This window comes from Sphingomonas canadensis, assembly GCF_026013525.1.
GTDB lineage: Bacteria > Pseudomonadota > Alphaproteobacteria > Sphingomonadales > Sphingomonadaceae > Sphingomonas > Sphingomonas canadensis.
Genome location: NZ_JAPDRA010000004.1, coordinates 157,448 through 172,264, shown reverse-complemented (window position 1 = coordinate 172,264; position 14,817 = coordinate 157,448). Strand labels below are relative to the sequence as shown.

Genomic DNA, 14,817 nt, shown 5'->3' with positions numbered 1-14,817 from the left:
CGCCGGCCAGCCGCTCCCGCGGCCGCAGGTTCCCCCTGTTACGGCCGGCGGATCACGATCTCCTCGCCCTGATAGTCAAAGCGCAGCGCGGCGTTCTCCGTGAAATCGGGCGCCTGCGCCGTGTCGGGCGTGTGGAACCGGACGGAGATGGATCGCCGCGCCGCCATGCCGGGGAAGCTGCCCTGGCGTGCGCCGATGGTCAGCGTGCCCGCCTTCTCGTCCCAGCGCACCGGCACGCGGGCGAACGCGCCGCTTTTGTATCCGGGGCTGAGGCCGTCGTCCTCGTAGAGCGCGAATCCTCCGTCCGCGCCGGTGAAGACATGGAGGACGATCGCGCCGCCAGGCTGCTCGCCGGTCCACTGGACCTCCGGCCCGCTGGGCACGATCGATCCGGCACGCACGAACAGCGGCATGCGTTCGCGCGGGGCCTCCGCGGTGACGGTGGTACCGCCCTTGAACCAGGCGCCGGTCGCGAAATCATACCAGCCGGTGCCGGCGGGCAGATAGACTTGGCGGCTGCGCGCCTTGTAGGCGGTCACCGGCGCGACCAGGAAGGCGGGGCCGAGCAGATATTGGTCGTCGATGTTCCAGGTCTTGCGATCGGCGGCGAAGTCCATAGCCAGGCCGCGCATCATCGTGCCGTCGCGGTGCCAGGTGTCGGCGGCGATCGCATAGATATAGGGCAACAGGCGATAGCGCAGGCGATTATAGCCCACCATCGCATCGTACATCGCCTTGTCGTCGCCCGCGATCTCATAAACCTCGCGGCGCGGGAACTCGCCGTGGCTGCGGAACAGCGGGGTGAAAGCGCCGAACTGATACCAGCGCAGGTTCAGCTCGCGCCATTCGTCGAGATGGGCGGGGTCCTGCTGCGAATACCGGTCTTCCACCGCGAAGCCGCCGATGTCGTGCGTCCAGTTGGGAATGCCCGACATCGACAGGTTCACCCCGGCCGATATCTGGTCGCGCAGATCGTCCCAGCGCGCGGCGACGTCGCCGGACCACAGCGCCGAACTGGTCCGCTGGATGCCCGCATAGCCCGACCGGGTGAGGATGAACGGCCGCTGCTCCGGCTGCGCTTTGCGCAGGTTGCCGGCGAACCCGTCCGCATGGACGAGCGGATAGCTGTTGAAGATCGCGGCGCCCGGCCCGCCCTCGGCGGACTTCATCTGATAGGCACGTTCCTCGATCGAGAGGTTCGAATGCCAGTCCGGCTCGACCGAATCGAGCCACCAGGCGTCGAAATCCTTGGATACCAGCGTGTCCTTCACCTGATCGAAGAACAGCGCGCGCGCGCCGGGCGCATAGGGATCGTAGAAGCTATTGTAATAGCCCGGCCCCACCCAATCCTTCTGCTTCGCCTCAAGCGGGCGGCGGTAGAGCCAGCCCTTGGCGTCCAGTTCCTTGGCGTGATCGGTGGTGGGATAGAATTTCGCCCAGACCGAGATCATGATCCGCGCGTTCTGCGCATGCACGGCGTCCACCATCCCCTTCGGATCGGGGAAGCGCGCGGGATCGAAGCAATGGCAGCCCCAGCTATCCTCGGGCCAGTAGAACCAGTCCTGGACGATATTGTCGAACGGGATGCGCCGCTTGCGATACTCGCTGACGACCGAGAGGAGCTGTTCCTGCGTCTCGTAGCGCTGGCGGCTCTGCCAGAAGCCATAGGCCCAGAGCGGCAGCATCTCCGCCTTGCCGGTAAGGCCGCGATAGCCGGCGATCACGCCGTCCATGTCCGCCCCGGCGACGAAATAATAGTCGATCGCGCGCGCCGCTTCGGACGACATCCACAGCGAATGCCGGTCCGCAGCGGGCATCGGATCATTGTGGTAGAGCGCGATATAGCCCGCGTTGGGCTCCCATTCGACGCGGATGTCCACGGGCTTGCCGGCCTTCATGGGCAGATCGAAGTTGTGGAACCAGGGGTTCCAGTTCTGGCGCCAGCGGCTAAGCACCTCCTTGCCGTCGGCGAAGACCTTCACATAGCTGGAGGAATAGAGGCGGAAGCGGTGGACGCCGCTCTTGTCCGGCGTAACGGAGCCTGTCCACACCACATGCTGCTTGCCCACCACGACGCCCGCGGTGTTCTGGCCAGTGTTGGGATCGGGCCGGGTCTGCGCCTTGGCCTCCGCGGGCCACTTCGCCTGATCGCGGATGAACTGATAGTTGATCGTGGGTTCCTGCTGGGTGACCACCAGCTTGTCGCCCAGATAATATTCGGCCTTCCACCCGGGCTTGCCGCCGCTCGCCACCTTCAGCTTCTCGCCCGCCAGCGCATAGGGGACCGGATTGCCGAAGCGGGTGATGCCGTTGTTGTCCCACAACAGCCCATAGTTGCGCGTGGAGACAAGGAAGGGGACGGCGATGTCCATGTTGTGCTGGGCCAGCTCAACGTCTTCGCCATTATAGTTCATCTGGCGGTTCTGGTGCTGGCCCAGGCCGAAAAAACCCTCGTCGGTGCCGGGATTGAACTTCTGCTGGATCGCGAGGAAGCCCTGACCCTCGATCGCACGCGGGCGGAAGCCGGGCGCGCCCTCGGTGCCCAGCACTTCGCGCCCCGCCGCATCGAAGAAGCGGACGCCCCCGTCGGCCAGCCGGATCTCGGCGCGCGCGCGGGGCAGCGTGAGCGTCACAACGCCCTTGGCCTCGCTGATCGCCGGATCGCCGTGGGGCTGGGCGGTGACCATCAGGCTGGGCGGCAGATCGATCGTGTCGCCCGGGACGGCGGTGACGCGGAAGGCCGCGTCGCCATAGGCCAGGACGCGCACGCGCTTGGCCGGCCCCGCCGCGGGCGTGACCGTGACGCCATGGCCAATGCGCTCATAGCTCTGCGCGGCGGCCGGACATGCCGTGGTGGCGGTAATCGCAAGCGCGATCAGCAGGTGTCTCACCCAGTCTCTCCCTTTTCGTTGCGCTTCAGCGATAGCTTCCCATCGTCACGCGCAGCAGCACGGGCTGTGCGGTGAAGTTGAAGCCGTAATCGGTCTGATCCCCGTTCCAGCGGCGCACGGGCACCCAGCGCCCGTCCTTGAAGCTGCCCTCCTCGGCGGCGAGGATCTGGCCGCTCTCGCCCGCGGCCGGACGGGCCAGCGACAGGCGGACGCGGACGTGCGTTCCGCTGATCAGAAAGGTGTCCGGGCCGATCTGGGCGGCGACCATGCCGCCCGCGGGCGTGCCGGCCAGCGGGTGCGGATCGGTCTTGAGCCAAGTCCAGTCCGGCTCGCCCATCTGCCACTGGCCATAGGCCGCGCTGATCTGCCAGCGGCCCATCACCGTCGATTGATCGGGCGCCCCCTTGGCGGTGCCCCAGGTGGGGTTCTCGAACGCGACCCGCGCCCAATCGCGCGCGATCGGCCGCAGCATGGCATAGGGGGCGGCGAAGGCGCGCATCGTGTCGGCGTCCAGCGCCTTGGCGCCCAGCGGATAGTTGAAATAGCCGGTGTCATCCATGCCGAACGGCGCGAAGCCGATCGCAGCTCGGCCAAGGGCGGGCCACAGGAAACGGGCATATTCGGCGGCGTTGCCGATCTCGGGCACCATCAGCGCGTTGTCGGCCCGCGCGTAATGATCGAGGAAGGCGATCACGGCGCGCGGATCGCGGTTGTAGATGTCGGGCGCCAGTAGATCGATATTCGGCGCCGCCGCCTTCCACACCGCGATAACGTTCCAGTTCGGCCCGCCGGAAGGCCCCACCTCGCCGGTTTCGTCGCTGAACGCATTGCCCAGCGCGGCGTTGACGTACATCGGCAGCGGCTTTTCCGCCTTGCCCGCGGCGGCCACCGCATCGACGTATCGCGCCAGGTGCCAGGTCTGGAAGAACTGCTCTGCGCGCGGGCCGAACAGTTCGGTCCAGGTGCCGGGACGTTTGCCCAGGGCGTGGACCAGCTCCGCGGGAACGGGGCCGCGGAACAGCCGGTCCGCCTCCGGCGAATGATCGCGCATCAGTTCATAGCTTCCCGCCTCATTCTCCGGCTGGACCATGATCACGCGATGATCCCGATCGATCGCCGCGATATGGCGCATCAGTGCCGTGAACGCCTTCTTGTCCGCCTCCAGCGTGTTGCGGCCATGGGGGCTGAGCGCATAATGGGCCGAGCCGTCCGGCCTGCGCATGCGGGGGAAGCGGCGTCCGTCGCGCTTCACCCATTCGGGCGCATATTTGGCGGCGGTGTTCTTCCAGGTGGCGAACCACAGGATCACAAGGCGCATGTCCCGCTCGCGCGCCTGTGCGATCAGCGCGTCGACGAAGCTGAAGTCGAACCGGCCCTCCTCGGGCTCGATCTGTTCCCAGGCGACGGGCATCTCCAGGGTGTTGGCATGGAGCGCGGCGAGCACCGGCCAGACGCCGGGGAGCTGCGAGGGATAGTTGCTGGAGTTGTTGGCCTGGGCGCCGAGCATCAGAAAGGGCGCGCCATCGACGAACAGGGCGTGCCGGCCCTGTTTTGAAACCAGGCGGGGAAGCTCCGGCGCAGGCTGGGCGACGGCGGAGAGGGCCAGGGCAGGTATCACGGCGGCCGCGAGCGCGGCGGCGCGGCCCAGCCGACGGAAAAGGCGATGCATCACGGCTGGCTGGTTCCCTCTCCCGTTTTTGATTCGCCAGCGCCCCGCCGGTCCGCTCGGCGAGGACTTTATGACATCGTTGTCACTCCTTGGCTAGCGCCTAATGCACGGGCGGCGGCAGGTGGCGTATCGTGCCAGCCGGGGGTGCGGCCGCCGGTATCACGGTCAGTCGCGGCGTTCTTCGATCATGGCGCGATACGGCCGGACCCAGGCGCCCCGATCTGCCCCGGGGCTTCAAGGCTATCGATCCCGGCTTCGCGGCCGCTTTCAGGCGGGTGCGGGCGCGGCTGGTGCCGGCTCCTCGCCGGGGATGTGGAGCAGCGCGCCCTGGCCGGAAAGCAGTTGCTGGAGCGCCGCGATATCGACTTCCCGGGGAGTGGTGCCTTCGCGGACCGCGATCGCCGCGGCGGCGCCGGCTGCCTCGCCCATCGTCATACAGGTCGCCTGATCGCGCACCGCGCCCAGCGCGGCGAAGGTCGTCGATACGCAGCGCCCCGCGACCAGCAGCCCCTCCAGCCCGCGCGGCAGCAGGATGCGGTAGGGGATGTCGTAAGGCCGTTGCAGCGCCGCATCGACGCCATCGCCCCACAGCCCGGTGACGGCGTGCAGGCCGGGGCCGCGCGGACCGCCCTTGGCGATCACGTCGTGGAAGCGCCGCCCCTCCATCACGTCATGCTCGGTCAGCACATAATCGCCCAGGATGCGCCGCCCCTCGCGAGTACCGCCGGTGGGCGTTTCCATGACGATATAGGCTTGCTCGAACCCCGGGATGCGTTCGCGCAGGAAATTCAGATAGACCCGGTTGAGCTTGCGCCGGTAGATCAGCGATCTGCTTACGGCCTCTTCGTCGGTATGGTCGTACCATACCTCATAGACCCCCGACATCATCTGGCCGTCGCGCATCTTGCCATGGCGGAAGATGCCGATGTTGCCGAAACGGGGCGGGGGATAGACCGGCTCGGCCGCGCCATAGAGCAGCGGCACCTTGCCCGCCTTGATATAATCCACCCATTCGCGGTCGATCCCGGCGGGAAGCGGCACATATTTGCCGTCGATCCGCGGTGCGCTGGACTTGCCCGGGATCGGGCCGCCGCCGCCTGAGGACAAGTGCAGGCGCGGGATGCCGCCTGCGGCGCGGATGCGGTCCACCTCGTCCCAGTCGGTCTGATTGGCCACGGGCTCGCGCGATCGGGTCTCGCCGTCGAGCGTCTTATAGGTGTTGGGCGCACGGCCGGCGCCCATCAGTTCCGAACGCTCGCGCTCCAGCTCGGCGCGCTCCTCCTCGGTCATCAGCGGCTGGGCGCGGAGCCAGGCGATCAGCCGGTCCACGTCGATCCCACCGATCTGCATGTCCATCGATCCGCCGTGGTGGCGCCCGTCCTCGTCGCGGCCGTGGTGGAAGGGGGCGCCCGCGCGCGCGGCGATGTCGCCATCGGCCGAGGCGTCGATCACGACATCGGCCAGAACGACCTGGCCGCCCGACTTGTTGGCGATGGCGACGCCCTTGACCCGCCCGTCCTCGACCAGCGTGTCGAACACCACGGTGTTGAACAGAAGCTGGACCCCGGCTTCCTCCATCATCTCGTCGAGCAGGCTGGTCATCATCACCGAATCGGTGGGATGGCGCGCGATCGGCGGGCCTTCGGGTGCCGCGTCGATCGCCTGGGCACGATGCAGGATTTCCAGCGGAATGCCCTTGGCCACCTCGGTCCCGACGCCGCGCTCGATGATATAGCCGTTGATGCCGATGCCGCCGATCCCGCCGCCGGTCATCATCCCGCCCAGATAGGCGGCGCGCTCGATCAGCATCACATCGGCGCCGTTGCGGGCCGCGCTGAGCGCCGCGGCGCAGCCGGCGGGGCCGCCACCGACCACCACGACATCCTTCTTCCGCGCCAGCTTCAGCGCGGCTTCGAACCCGTCCGGTGACCCCTTTACCGCCATCGGTCCCTCTCCATCGGCATAGCGTGATTGCGCCGGAGGTTAGCGCGGCTTCTGTATAAGTGATAGAGTGTAATATACTTCGAGGGGCTTTGCGGCGGCAATGGCGCGTGGATGACAGCCGGGGCGGCGGCGCTATAACCTGCACCCGGCTGGAGACCGGGGGAGAGAGCGGGTGGCATTCGCGCATGGAATGGAAGGGCAGGCGCCGGCGCGGCGGCGGACCTTCGGCCAGCTTTATTTCTGGGTGCTCGCCGCGATCGCCGCGGGCGTCCTGACCGGTATCTTCCTGCCCGATCTGGGCAAGTCGCTCGAACCGCTGGGCACCGGCTTCATCAAGCTGGTGAAGATGATCATCGGGCCGGTGATCTTCCTGACGATCGTCACCGGAATCGCCGGGATGCGCGAGCTGAGCGCGGTGGGGCGCGTGGCGGGCAAGGCCTTCGCCTATTTCCTGTTCTTCTCCACGCTGGCGCTGGTGGTGGGGCTGGTGATCGGCAACCTGGTTCAGCCGGGCGCGGGGATGCACGTGAACCCCGCCACGCTCGATGCCAGCAAGATCCACGGCTATGAAGAAAAGGCGCACGCGCAGACCATCTCCGGCTTCGTGCTCGACATCATCCCGGTGACGCTGGTTTCGGCGCTGACCGGCGGATCGATCCTGCAGGTGCTGTTCGTCGCGATCCTGTTCGGCATCACGCTGGCGATGGTTGGGGAGCCCGCGCGGCCGGTGACCGACCTGCTGGAGCGGCTGGGGCTGGTGGTGTTCCGGCTGGTGGGCGTGCTGATGCTGGCGGCGCCGGTGGGCGCGTTCGGCGCGATGGCGTTCGTGGTGGGGAGCCAGGGGGCGAAATCGCTGATCAGCCTGGGCGCGCTGGTGGCGACATTCTACCTCACCTCGCTCGTCTTCGTGCTGGTGGTGCTGGGCACGGTGGCGCGGCTGGCGGGATTCTCGATCCTGCGGCTTATCCGCTATCTGAAGGCGGAGCTGCTGCTGGTGCTGGGCACCTCCTCGTCCGAAAGCGCGCTGCCTGCGCTGATGGACAAGATGGAGCGCGCCGGGTGCGCGCGGCCGGTGGTGGGGCTGGTGGTGCCGACCGGCTATTCGTTCAACCTGGATGGCACGAACATCTACATGACGCTCGCCGCGCTGTTCATCGCGCAGGCGACGGGGACGCCCCTGAGCCTGGAGCAGCAGGTGTCGCTGCTGCTGGTGGCGATGCTGACGTCGAAGGGGGCGGCCGGCGTGACCGGCGCGGGCTTCGTGACGCTGGCGGCGACGCTGTCGGTCGTGCCCTCGCTGCCGGTGGCGGGAATGGCGCTGATCCTGGGCGTCGACCGGTTCATGAGCGAATGCCGCAGCCTGACCAACTTCATCGGCAACGCGGTGGCGACGGTGGTGGTGGCGCGATGGGAAGGCGCGCTGGACCGCGACGCCCTGGATCGCGCGCTGCGCGCGGCGCCCGATCCGGGGCCGGCGCGCATGGGATTGGAGGCGGATCCTGACTAGCCTGGCCAAGCTTTCGATCCGTTCCGCGGCCGGGGCCGTGCGGCGCGTTTTTCCGATCCGCCTGCGTCCGGACACGACTGGACGGATCAGACAAACGCGGAACACATTTGCGCGTAATGCCGGACATATGAACCGTGAGTCCGTATCCGCAGATCCCGCCGCCACGCTGTTGGTGGTCGACGACGATCGCGACATCCGCCACCTGCTCGCCAACAGCCTTGGCGCGCGGGGTTACCGCGTCGAAACCGCCGCCAGCGCGCGCGACATGGACCAGATACTGGCGCGAACGCCCGTGGACCTGGTGATCCTGGACGTGATGATGCCGGGCGAGGACGGGCTTTCGGCCTGCCGCCGGATCGCGCGTCCGGGCGGGCCGGAGATCATCTTCCTGAGCGCGCTGGGCGAGGAGCATGACCGCGTGCTGGGGCTGGAGGTTGGCGGCAGCCACTATCTGCCCAAGCCGTGCAGCCCGCGCGAGATACTGGCGACGGTGCGCGCCGCGCTGCGCCGCCGCGACGTCGCCGCGCCCGCCGAGGCGAGCGAGTTCACCTTCGACGGCTGGCGCATCGACCTGGGCAGCCATGAGCTGTTCGATCCCGAAGGCGTGCTGGTGGGGCTGACCGACGGCGAGTTCGCGGTGCTGCGCGTGTTCATCGAACGGCCGCGCCGCGTGCTGACCCGCGAAGCGCTGCTCGCCGCCGCGCGCGGACCCAATTCCGACGCCTATGACCGGGCGATCGACGTGCAGGTCAGCCGCCTGCGCCGCAAGCTGCGGTCTGGCGGCGACGAGATCATCCGCACCGTCCGCAACGAAGGCTATCTGTTCGTGCCGCGGGTCGTGCGCGCGTGAAGCAGGCGGGGGCGCAGGGACCGGCGACTCCGCTGTTCCTGCGCATCTTCCTGCTGATGCTGGCCTGTGTGGCCGTGGTGCAGACGCTCAACCTGGCGCTGCTGGTCGCGGTCCAGCCGCCGCCGCCGCGGCTCTACCTGGTCGGCGATATCGCCCGCGCGCTGGAGGAAGGGCGAGACGCGACCGGCGAGCTGCGCTTCACCGGGCGCGAGAAGACCGATCCGAGCATCTGGGCGCCGCGCGCAGACCGTATCCGTCCGGCGCTGGCGATGGTGCTGGGCGTGCCCGAGGATCGCGTCGAGTTCGGCTTCGCCAGCCCGCCGTTCCCGCAGCGCGCGCCGGCCTATGACAGGCGTGCGCTGCCGCCGCCCGCCATTCCGCGCGACCTGATCTCGGCGCGCAACTATCTGGTGCTCGACGACTTCGTCGCCTCGCTGCGGCGTGATGACGGCACCTGGGTCACGGTGCGGCCGGCGCGGCATGCGTTCGAGCTGTGGCGCTGGTTCGGGCTGCTGTGGCTGTTGTTCACCGCGATCGCGGTGGTGCCGTTCGCCTGGTGGCTCGCGCGGCGGCTGGCCAAGCCGATCGGGGCATTCGCCGCGGCGGCGGAGCGGCTGGGCCGCGACCCCCGCGCCGCGCCGCTGGAAGTCTCCGGTCCGCCCGAGATCGCCGACGCGGCGGTGGCGTTCAACCAGATGCAGGCGCGGCTCAACCGCTATGTCGACGATCGCGCGATGGTGGTGGGGGCGATCGCGCATGACCTGCGCACCCCGCTGATGCGGCTGGAGCTGCGGCTGGAGGGCGCGCCGGCAAAGCTCCGCAAGGCGTGCGAGGCCGACATCCATGACATGGAATCGATGATCGCCGCCGCGCTCGCCTATGTGCGCGACACCAGCCAGGCGGTGGGCCGCCGCCCGCTGGACCTGCGCACGCTGATCGAAAGCGTCACCGACGATTATGCCGATCGCGGCGCCGAGGTCAGCTTCGCGCCGGGCGGGCCGCTGGTGATCGACGGCAATTCCGCCGGGCTGAAGGCGATGCTGAGCAACCTGGTGGGCAACGCGCTAAAATATGCCGGCAGCGCCGAGGTGAAGCTGAGCAGCGGCGCCGGGCAGGCCGTGATCGAGGTGTGCGATCACGGGCCGGGCATTCCGCCCGACGAGCTGGACCGGATGTTCGAACCCTTCTTCCGCGGCGAGCGATCGCGCAGCCGCGATACCGGCGGCTTTGGGCTGGGGCTTGCCAGCGCCCGGGCAGTGGCGCGGGGGCATGGCGGCGACGTGACGCTGGAGAACCGGCCGCAGGGCGGGCTGCGCGCGGTGGTGACGCTGCCCGCCTGATCCATGGGCGTGGCCGGCTGACGCTTGGCGTCCGCGCCCGCAGGTGATAGCGCTAACAGATCGGGCACGGCCGCCGAAGGGCCGGAAGGAGAGGATGGCGATGGATTGGAACCGGATGAGCCGGCGCGGCGTGCTGACGGGTGCCGGCGCGGGAATCGTGGCGGGATCGACGCTTTCGCAGACAGCGCTGTCGGAGCCGCGCGCGCGGCCGGACGGGCGCAAGCTGGGCTATGCCGTCGTCGGACTGGGCAGCTATGCCACGCGCCAGATCATGCCGCGGATCGCCCAGTGCGAGCATGCGAAGCTGGTGGCGCTGGTGAGCGGAACCCCGGCCAAGCTGGAACAATATGGCGCCGAATACGGCATCCCGAAGACGCATCGCTACAGCTATGCCGATTACGACCGGATCAGGGACAATCCGGACATCGACCTGGTCTATGTCGTGTTGCCGGTGTTCCTGCACGCCGAATATACGATCCGCGCCTTCCAGGCGGGCAAGCATGTGCTGTGCGAAAAGCCGATGGCGATGAATTCGGCCGAATGCGAGGCGATGATCGCCGCCGGGCGCAAGGCGAAGCGCAAGCTGATGATCGGCTATCGCTGCCATTTCGAGCAGTACAACCTGCACGTCCGCAAGTTGATCGCGGAGGGCGCGATCGGCAAGCTGACGGCGATCAGCGCCGAAAGCGGCTTCTATGCCCAGCCCGGCCAGTGGCGGCTGGAGAAGGACAAGGCGGGCGGCGGATCGCTGTTCGACATCGGCATCTACAGCATCCAGGCCGCGCGCTACCTGGCGGGCGAGGAGCCCGAATGGGTGAGCGCGGTGGAATCGACCGACCGCAGCGACCCGCGCTTCGCCACGGTGGAGGATCGCGTCGCCTTCTCGTTCCGCTTCCCGTCGGGCGTGGTAGCCAATTGCCTGTCGAGCTACAGTTCCGGCCACAATCATTATCGCGCCACCGGGCGGGACGGCTATCTCGATATGGAACCGGCCACCGCCTATGAGGGCAACCGGCTGTTCAAGGGCCGCGCCTATGCCGGATCGGAGGCGGTGGTGCTGCCGCCGCCCGCCAAGCTGCAATGGGTGGGGCAGATGGACCACCTGGCCGAATGCGCGATGCGCGGCGCCGAGCCGATCGTGGGGGGCGAGGAGGGGCTGCGCGACATCCGGCTGATCGAGGCGATCCTGCAATCCGCGCGCGAGGGGCGGGCGATCCGCACGGCCGGGGCGTGAGGCTGGACCGCAGGCGCGCGCTGGCCGCCGCCGCGCTGCTCGCCGCGTCGGTGCGCGTGCCTGTGCTGGCCGCCGCCCCGGGGCAGGAGCGGCACGCGGCGCGCATCCGTGGCCTGATCGCGCGGATGACGCTGGCCGAGAAGCTGGGGCAGATGACGCAGATCCCCGGCGGGCGGCAGAAGGCGCTGAACTCGCGGCTGGACGCGGCGATGCTGGATCGCGTGCGGCGCGGCGAGGTGGGATCGTTCCTCCATGTCGCGGGCGCGGCGGCGCTGAAGGATCTGCAGCGGGTGGCGGTGGAGGAGTCGCGGCTCGGCATCCCGTTGCTCTTCGCGATGGACGTGATCCACGGATACCGCACGATCCTGCCGGTGCCGCTGGCGCTGGCGGCGAGCTGGGACCCGGCGGTGGCGGAGGCGGCGGCGCGGCTGGCGGCGGAGGAGGCCTGGGCGGCCGGGCTGCACTGGACCTTCGCGCCGATGGTGGACATCGCCCGCGACGCGCGCTGGGGCCGCGTGGTGGAGGGCGCGGGCGAGGACCCCTATCTGGGTTCGCGCATGGCCGAGGCGCAGGTGCGCGGTTTCCAGGGGCCGGACCTTGGCTCCGGCCGCCGCATGCTGGCCTGCGCCAAGCATTTCGCCGGCTATGGCGCGGCGGCGGGCGGGCGCGACTATGACAGCGCGGACCTGTCGGACCGCACGCTGAACGAGGTCTATCTGCCGCCCTTCCACGCGGCGATGCAGGCGGGCGCAGGCAGCTTCATGACCGCGTTCAACGACATCGCCGGGGTGCCCATGACCGCGCATGCCGGGCTGCTGCGCGGCCAGTTGCGCCGGGACTGGGGCTATCGGGGGCTGGTCGTCAGCGACTGGAACGCGATCAACGAGCTGATCGCCCATGGCGTGGCCGAAACGCCCGCCCTGGCCGCTGCGCTGGCGCTGCGCGCGGGGGTGGACATGGACATGGCGAGCAACGCCTATGCCACGCATCTGGCCGCGGCGGTGGCGGCCGAGCCCGATCTGCTGCCGCTGGTGGACGAGGCGGCGGGGCGCGTTCTGGCGGCCAAGGCGGCGCTGGGGCTGTTCGACGATCCCTATGGCTTCGGCGATCCGGCGCGCGAGGGCGGGCCGACGCCCGCCAGCCGCGCCATCGCGCGCGACCTGGCCCGCCGCTCGATCGTCCTGCTGCGCAACGACGGCGGGTTGCTGCCGATCGCGAAGGGGCGGCGGATCGCGCTGATCGGCGCGCTGGCGGACGATGCCTCGTCCACGCTGGGATCGTGGCGCGCGCGCGGGCAGGCCGGCGACGCGGTGACGCTGCGCCAGGCGCTGGAGGCATCGGGCGCGAGCGTGGAATATCAGCGCGGCGTGGGGACGCGGCCGGAGGGGCTGGAGGGCATCGCCCCGGCGGTGGCCGCGGCGAACCGCGCCGATCTCGTCCTGCTCGTGATCGGCGAGGATTACGACCTGACCGGCGAGGCGCGCAGCCAGGCGGATATCGGCCTGCCCGATCCCCAGACCGCGCTGGCGGACGCAATCCGCGAGACCGGCAAGCCGGTGGCGGTGGTGCTGATGAACGGACGGCCGCTGGCGCTGGAAGCCGCGCTGGCGGGCTTCCCGGCGGTGCTGGAGACCTGGTTCCTGGGGGTGGAAAGCGGCCCCGCGATCGTCGATGTGCTGACCGGCGCGGTATCGCCGGGGGGCAGGCTGCCTGTATCGATGCCGCGCCATGGCGGCCAGGCGCCGCTGACCTATGCCCATGCCGCCACCGGCCGCCCGGCCAACCCGGATCTGGCGGTGGACAGCGCGCGCTACCGCGACGTGGCGATCGGGCCGCTGTTCCCGTTCGGCCATGGGCTGGGCTACACCCGCTTCGACTATGCCGGGCTGGCGATCGAGCAGGCGGGCGGCGCGATCCGGATCGCGGCATCGGTGACCAACGCGGGCGCGGCGGCGGGGGACGAGGTGGTCCAGCTCTATCTGCGCGATCCGGTGGCGAGCGTGGCCCGGCCGGTGAAGGAACTGCGCGGCTTCGCCCGCGTGACGCTGAAGCCCGGCGAGACGCGGCGCGTGACCTTCACCATCTCGCCCGATCAGATGGCGATCTGGCACGCGGGGAAATGGCTGGTCGAGCCGGGGACCATCGAGGTGATGCTGGGCGCCTCGTCCGACGATATCCGGCTGCGCGGCAGCTTTGCGATCGCGAAGCGCGGCGAGGGCCGTTTTCCCGCCGCGGCAATCGCGGCCAAGGTACAGATCGCATGACAGGGAGGGGAGAGACGATGGCGGACGGATTCTCGCGCCGCGCGGTGATCGCGGCGATGGCGGCGGCGCCCTTCGCACCCGGGCTGGCGCGCGCGGCCGGCGGCGCGGCGGCGGTGGGATCGATCACGCGGCTGAATCCCGGCTTCGACGCGGTGGCGGACGTGGCGTCGCCGGTCCTGGTGCTGGGCAGCGGCTATCGCTGGGCCGAAGGGCCGGTGTGGGTGAAAAAGGGCCGCTATCTGCTGTTCAACGATGTGCCCGCCAACACCTGTTACCAATGGCGCAAGGGCAAGGGCGTGACGAAGTTCCTGGAGCCCTCCGGCCTGGCCGGGCCGGTTCCGCCGGAAATCCGCGAGGCGGGCGCCAACGGCATGGCGATCGACGCGCAGGGCATGGTGGTGATGGCCGACAGCGGCACCCGCGCGATCGCCCGCATGGACCCGAAGTCGAAGAAGAAGACCATCCTGGCCGATCGTTTCGAGGGCGCGCGGTTCAATAGCTGCAACGATGTGGCGATCCACCGCAACGGCACCATCTATTTCACTGATCCGCCCTATGGCCTGCGCGACGGCGACGAATCGACGCTGAAGGAGACCGGCTTCAACGGCGTCTACCGGATCGATCGCGAAGGCCGGGTGAACCTGATCGATCGCGACCTGAAGCGCCCCAACGGCGTGGCGGTATCGCCCGATCAGCAGACGCTCTATGTCGCCATGTCGGACGAGGCGCGGCCGCAGATCCTGGCCTATCCGCTCGATATCGAGGGCGGGGTTTCCGGCTATCCCAGGGTCTTCGCCGATTTCTCGGAAGAGCTGGCGAAGAAGATGCCGGGCCTGCCCGACGGGCTGAAGGTCGATACCGCGGGCCGCGTCTACGCCACCGGGCCGGGCGGCGTGCATGTGCTGTCGCCCGAGGGAAAGCGGCTGGGGCTGATCGCCACCGGCAAGGCGATCGCGAACTGCGCGTTCGGCGAGGACGGGCGGACGCTGTTCCTGACCTCCAGCGACATGCTGGCGGCGGTGCGGCTGAAGGCTTCGGGCTGGTAACGGCGCGCCGCACGGGTTGCGCGCCCCGCCGCCGCGCCTAGAGTATGCCCGCTTTTGGTGGAATCGGCACCA

Annotated in this window: 9 protein-coding genes; 6 read left to right on the top strand and 3 right to left on the bottom strand. The window is 69.2% G+C overall.

Annotation, left to right across the window (positions count from 1 at the left end):
* Positions 1-38 precede the first annotated feature (38 nt).
* The 3 genes from OM513_RS10480 to OM513_RS10470 all read right to left on the bottom strand — a co-directional run bounded on the left by OM513_RS10480 (position 39) and on the right by OM513_RS10470 (position 6,504).
* Entirely contained in the window at positions 39-2,891 is a 2,853-nt protein-coding gene (locus tag OM513_RS10480) for a glycoside hydrolase family 31 protein (RefSeq protein WP_264944158.1), read from the bottom strand.
* A 25-nt stretch (positions 2,892-2,916) separates the two neighbouring features.
* Positions 2,917-4,560 (bottom strand): DUF5597 domain-containing protein, encoded by a 1,644-nt coding sequence (locus OM513_RS10475; RefSeq protein WP_264944387.1) that lies wholly within the window; start codon positions 4,558-4,560, stop codon positions 2,917-2,919.
* 267 nt (positions 4,561-4,827) lie between these two features.
* The gene (locus OM513_RS10470; protein WP_264944156.1) at positions 4,828-6,504 is read right to left on the bottom strand and encodes an FAD-dependent oxidoreductase; all 1,677 of its coding nucleotides are present in this window, start codon (positions 6,502-6,504) and stop codon (positions 4,828-4,830) included.
* Between the two features lie 190 nt (positions 6,505-6,694).
* On the opposite strand from OM513_RS10470, the gene OM513_RS10465 reads away from it, so the two are divergent.
* The 6 genes from OM513_RS10465 (at position 6,695) to OM513_RS10440 (ending at position 14,745) form a co-directional block, all read left to right on the top strand.
* Positions 6,695-8,011, top strand: a complete 1,317-nt coding sequence (locus tag OM513_RS10465; protein WP_264944385.1) for a dicarboxylate/amino acid:cation symporter — start codon at positions 6,695-6,697, stop codon at positions 8,009-8,011.
* A gap of 127 nt (positions 8,012-8,138) precedes the next feature.
* Positions 8,139-8,861: a response regulator gene (locus OM513_RS10460; RefSeq protein WP_264944154.1), complete on the top strand. Its 723-nt coding sequence runs from the start codon at positions 8,139-8,141 to the stop codon at positions 8,859-8,861.
* A complete protein-coding gene (locus OM513_RS10455) occupies positions 8,858-10,201 on the top strand; it encodes an ATP-binding protein (protein WP_264944153.1) in 1,344 nt (447 codons plus the stop codon). The genes OM513_RS10460 and OM513_RS10455 overlap by 4 nt, the downstream gene beginning before the upstream one ends.
* A 94-nt stretch (positions 10,202-10,295) precedes the next feature.
* The gene (locus OM513_RS10450; RefSeq protein WP_380916308.1) at positions 10,296-11,435 is read left to right on the top strand and encodes a Gfo/Idh/MocA family protein; all 1,140 of its coding nucleotides are present in this window, start codon (positions 10,296-10,298) and stop codon (positions 11,433-11,435) included.
* The gene (locus OM513_RS10445; RefSeq protein WP_264944152.1) at positions 11,432-13,699 is read left to right on the top strand and encodes a glycoside hydrolase family 3 N-terminal domain-containing protein; all 2,268 of its coding nucleotides are present in this window, start codon (positions 11,432-11,434) and stop codon (positions 13,697-13,699) included. Before OM513_RS10450 ends, OM513_RS10445 begins: the two co-directional genes overlap by 4 nt.
* A complete protein-coding gene (locus OM513_RS10440; RefSeq protein ID WP_264944151.1) occupies positions 13,696-14,745 on the top strand; it encodes an SMP-30/gluconolactonase/LRE family protein in 1,050 nt (349 codons plus the stop codon). The genes OM513_RS10445 and OM513_RS10440 overlap by 4 nt, the downstream gene beginning before the upstream one ends.
* Positions 14,746-14,817 lie beyond the last annotated feature (72 nt).

Coding starts and splice junctions, on each gene's coding strand:
- OM513_RS10475 (WP_264944387.1), bottom strand. CDS start 4,560: ATGCATCGCCTTTTCCGTCGGCTGGGCCGCGCCGCCGCGCTCGCGGCC.
- OM513_RS10470 (WP_264944156.1), bottom strand. CDS start 6,504: ATGGCGGTAAAGGGGTCACCGGACGGGTTCGAAGCCGCGCTGAAGCTG.
- OM513_RS10465 (WP_264944385.1), top strand. CDS start 6,695: ATGGAAGGGCAGGCGCCGGCGCGGCGGCGGACCTTCGGCCAGCTTTAT.
- OM513_RS10460 (WP_264944154.1), top strand. CDS start 8,139: ATGAACCGTGAGTCCGTATCCGCAGATCCCGCCGCCACGCTGTTGGTG.
- OM513_RS10450 (WP_380916308.1), top strand. CDS start 10,296: ATGGCGATGGATTGGAACCGGATGAGCCGGCGCGGCGTGCTGACGGGT.
- OM513_RS10440 (WP_264944151.1), top strand. CDS start 13,696: ATGACAGGGAGGGGAGAGACGATGGCGGACGGATTCTCGCGCCGCGCG.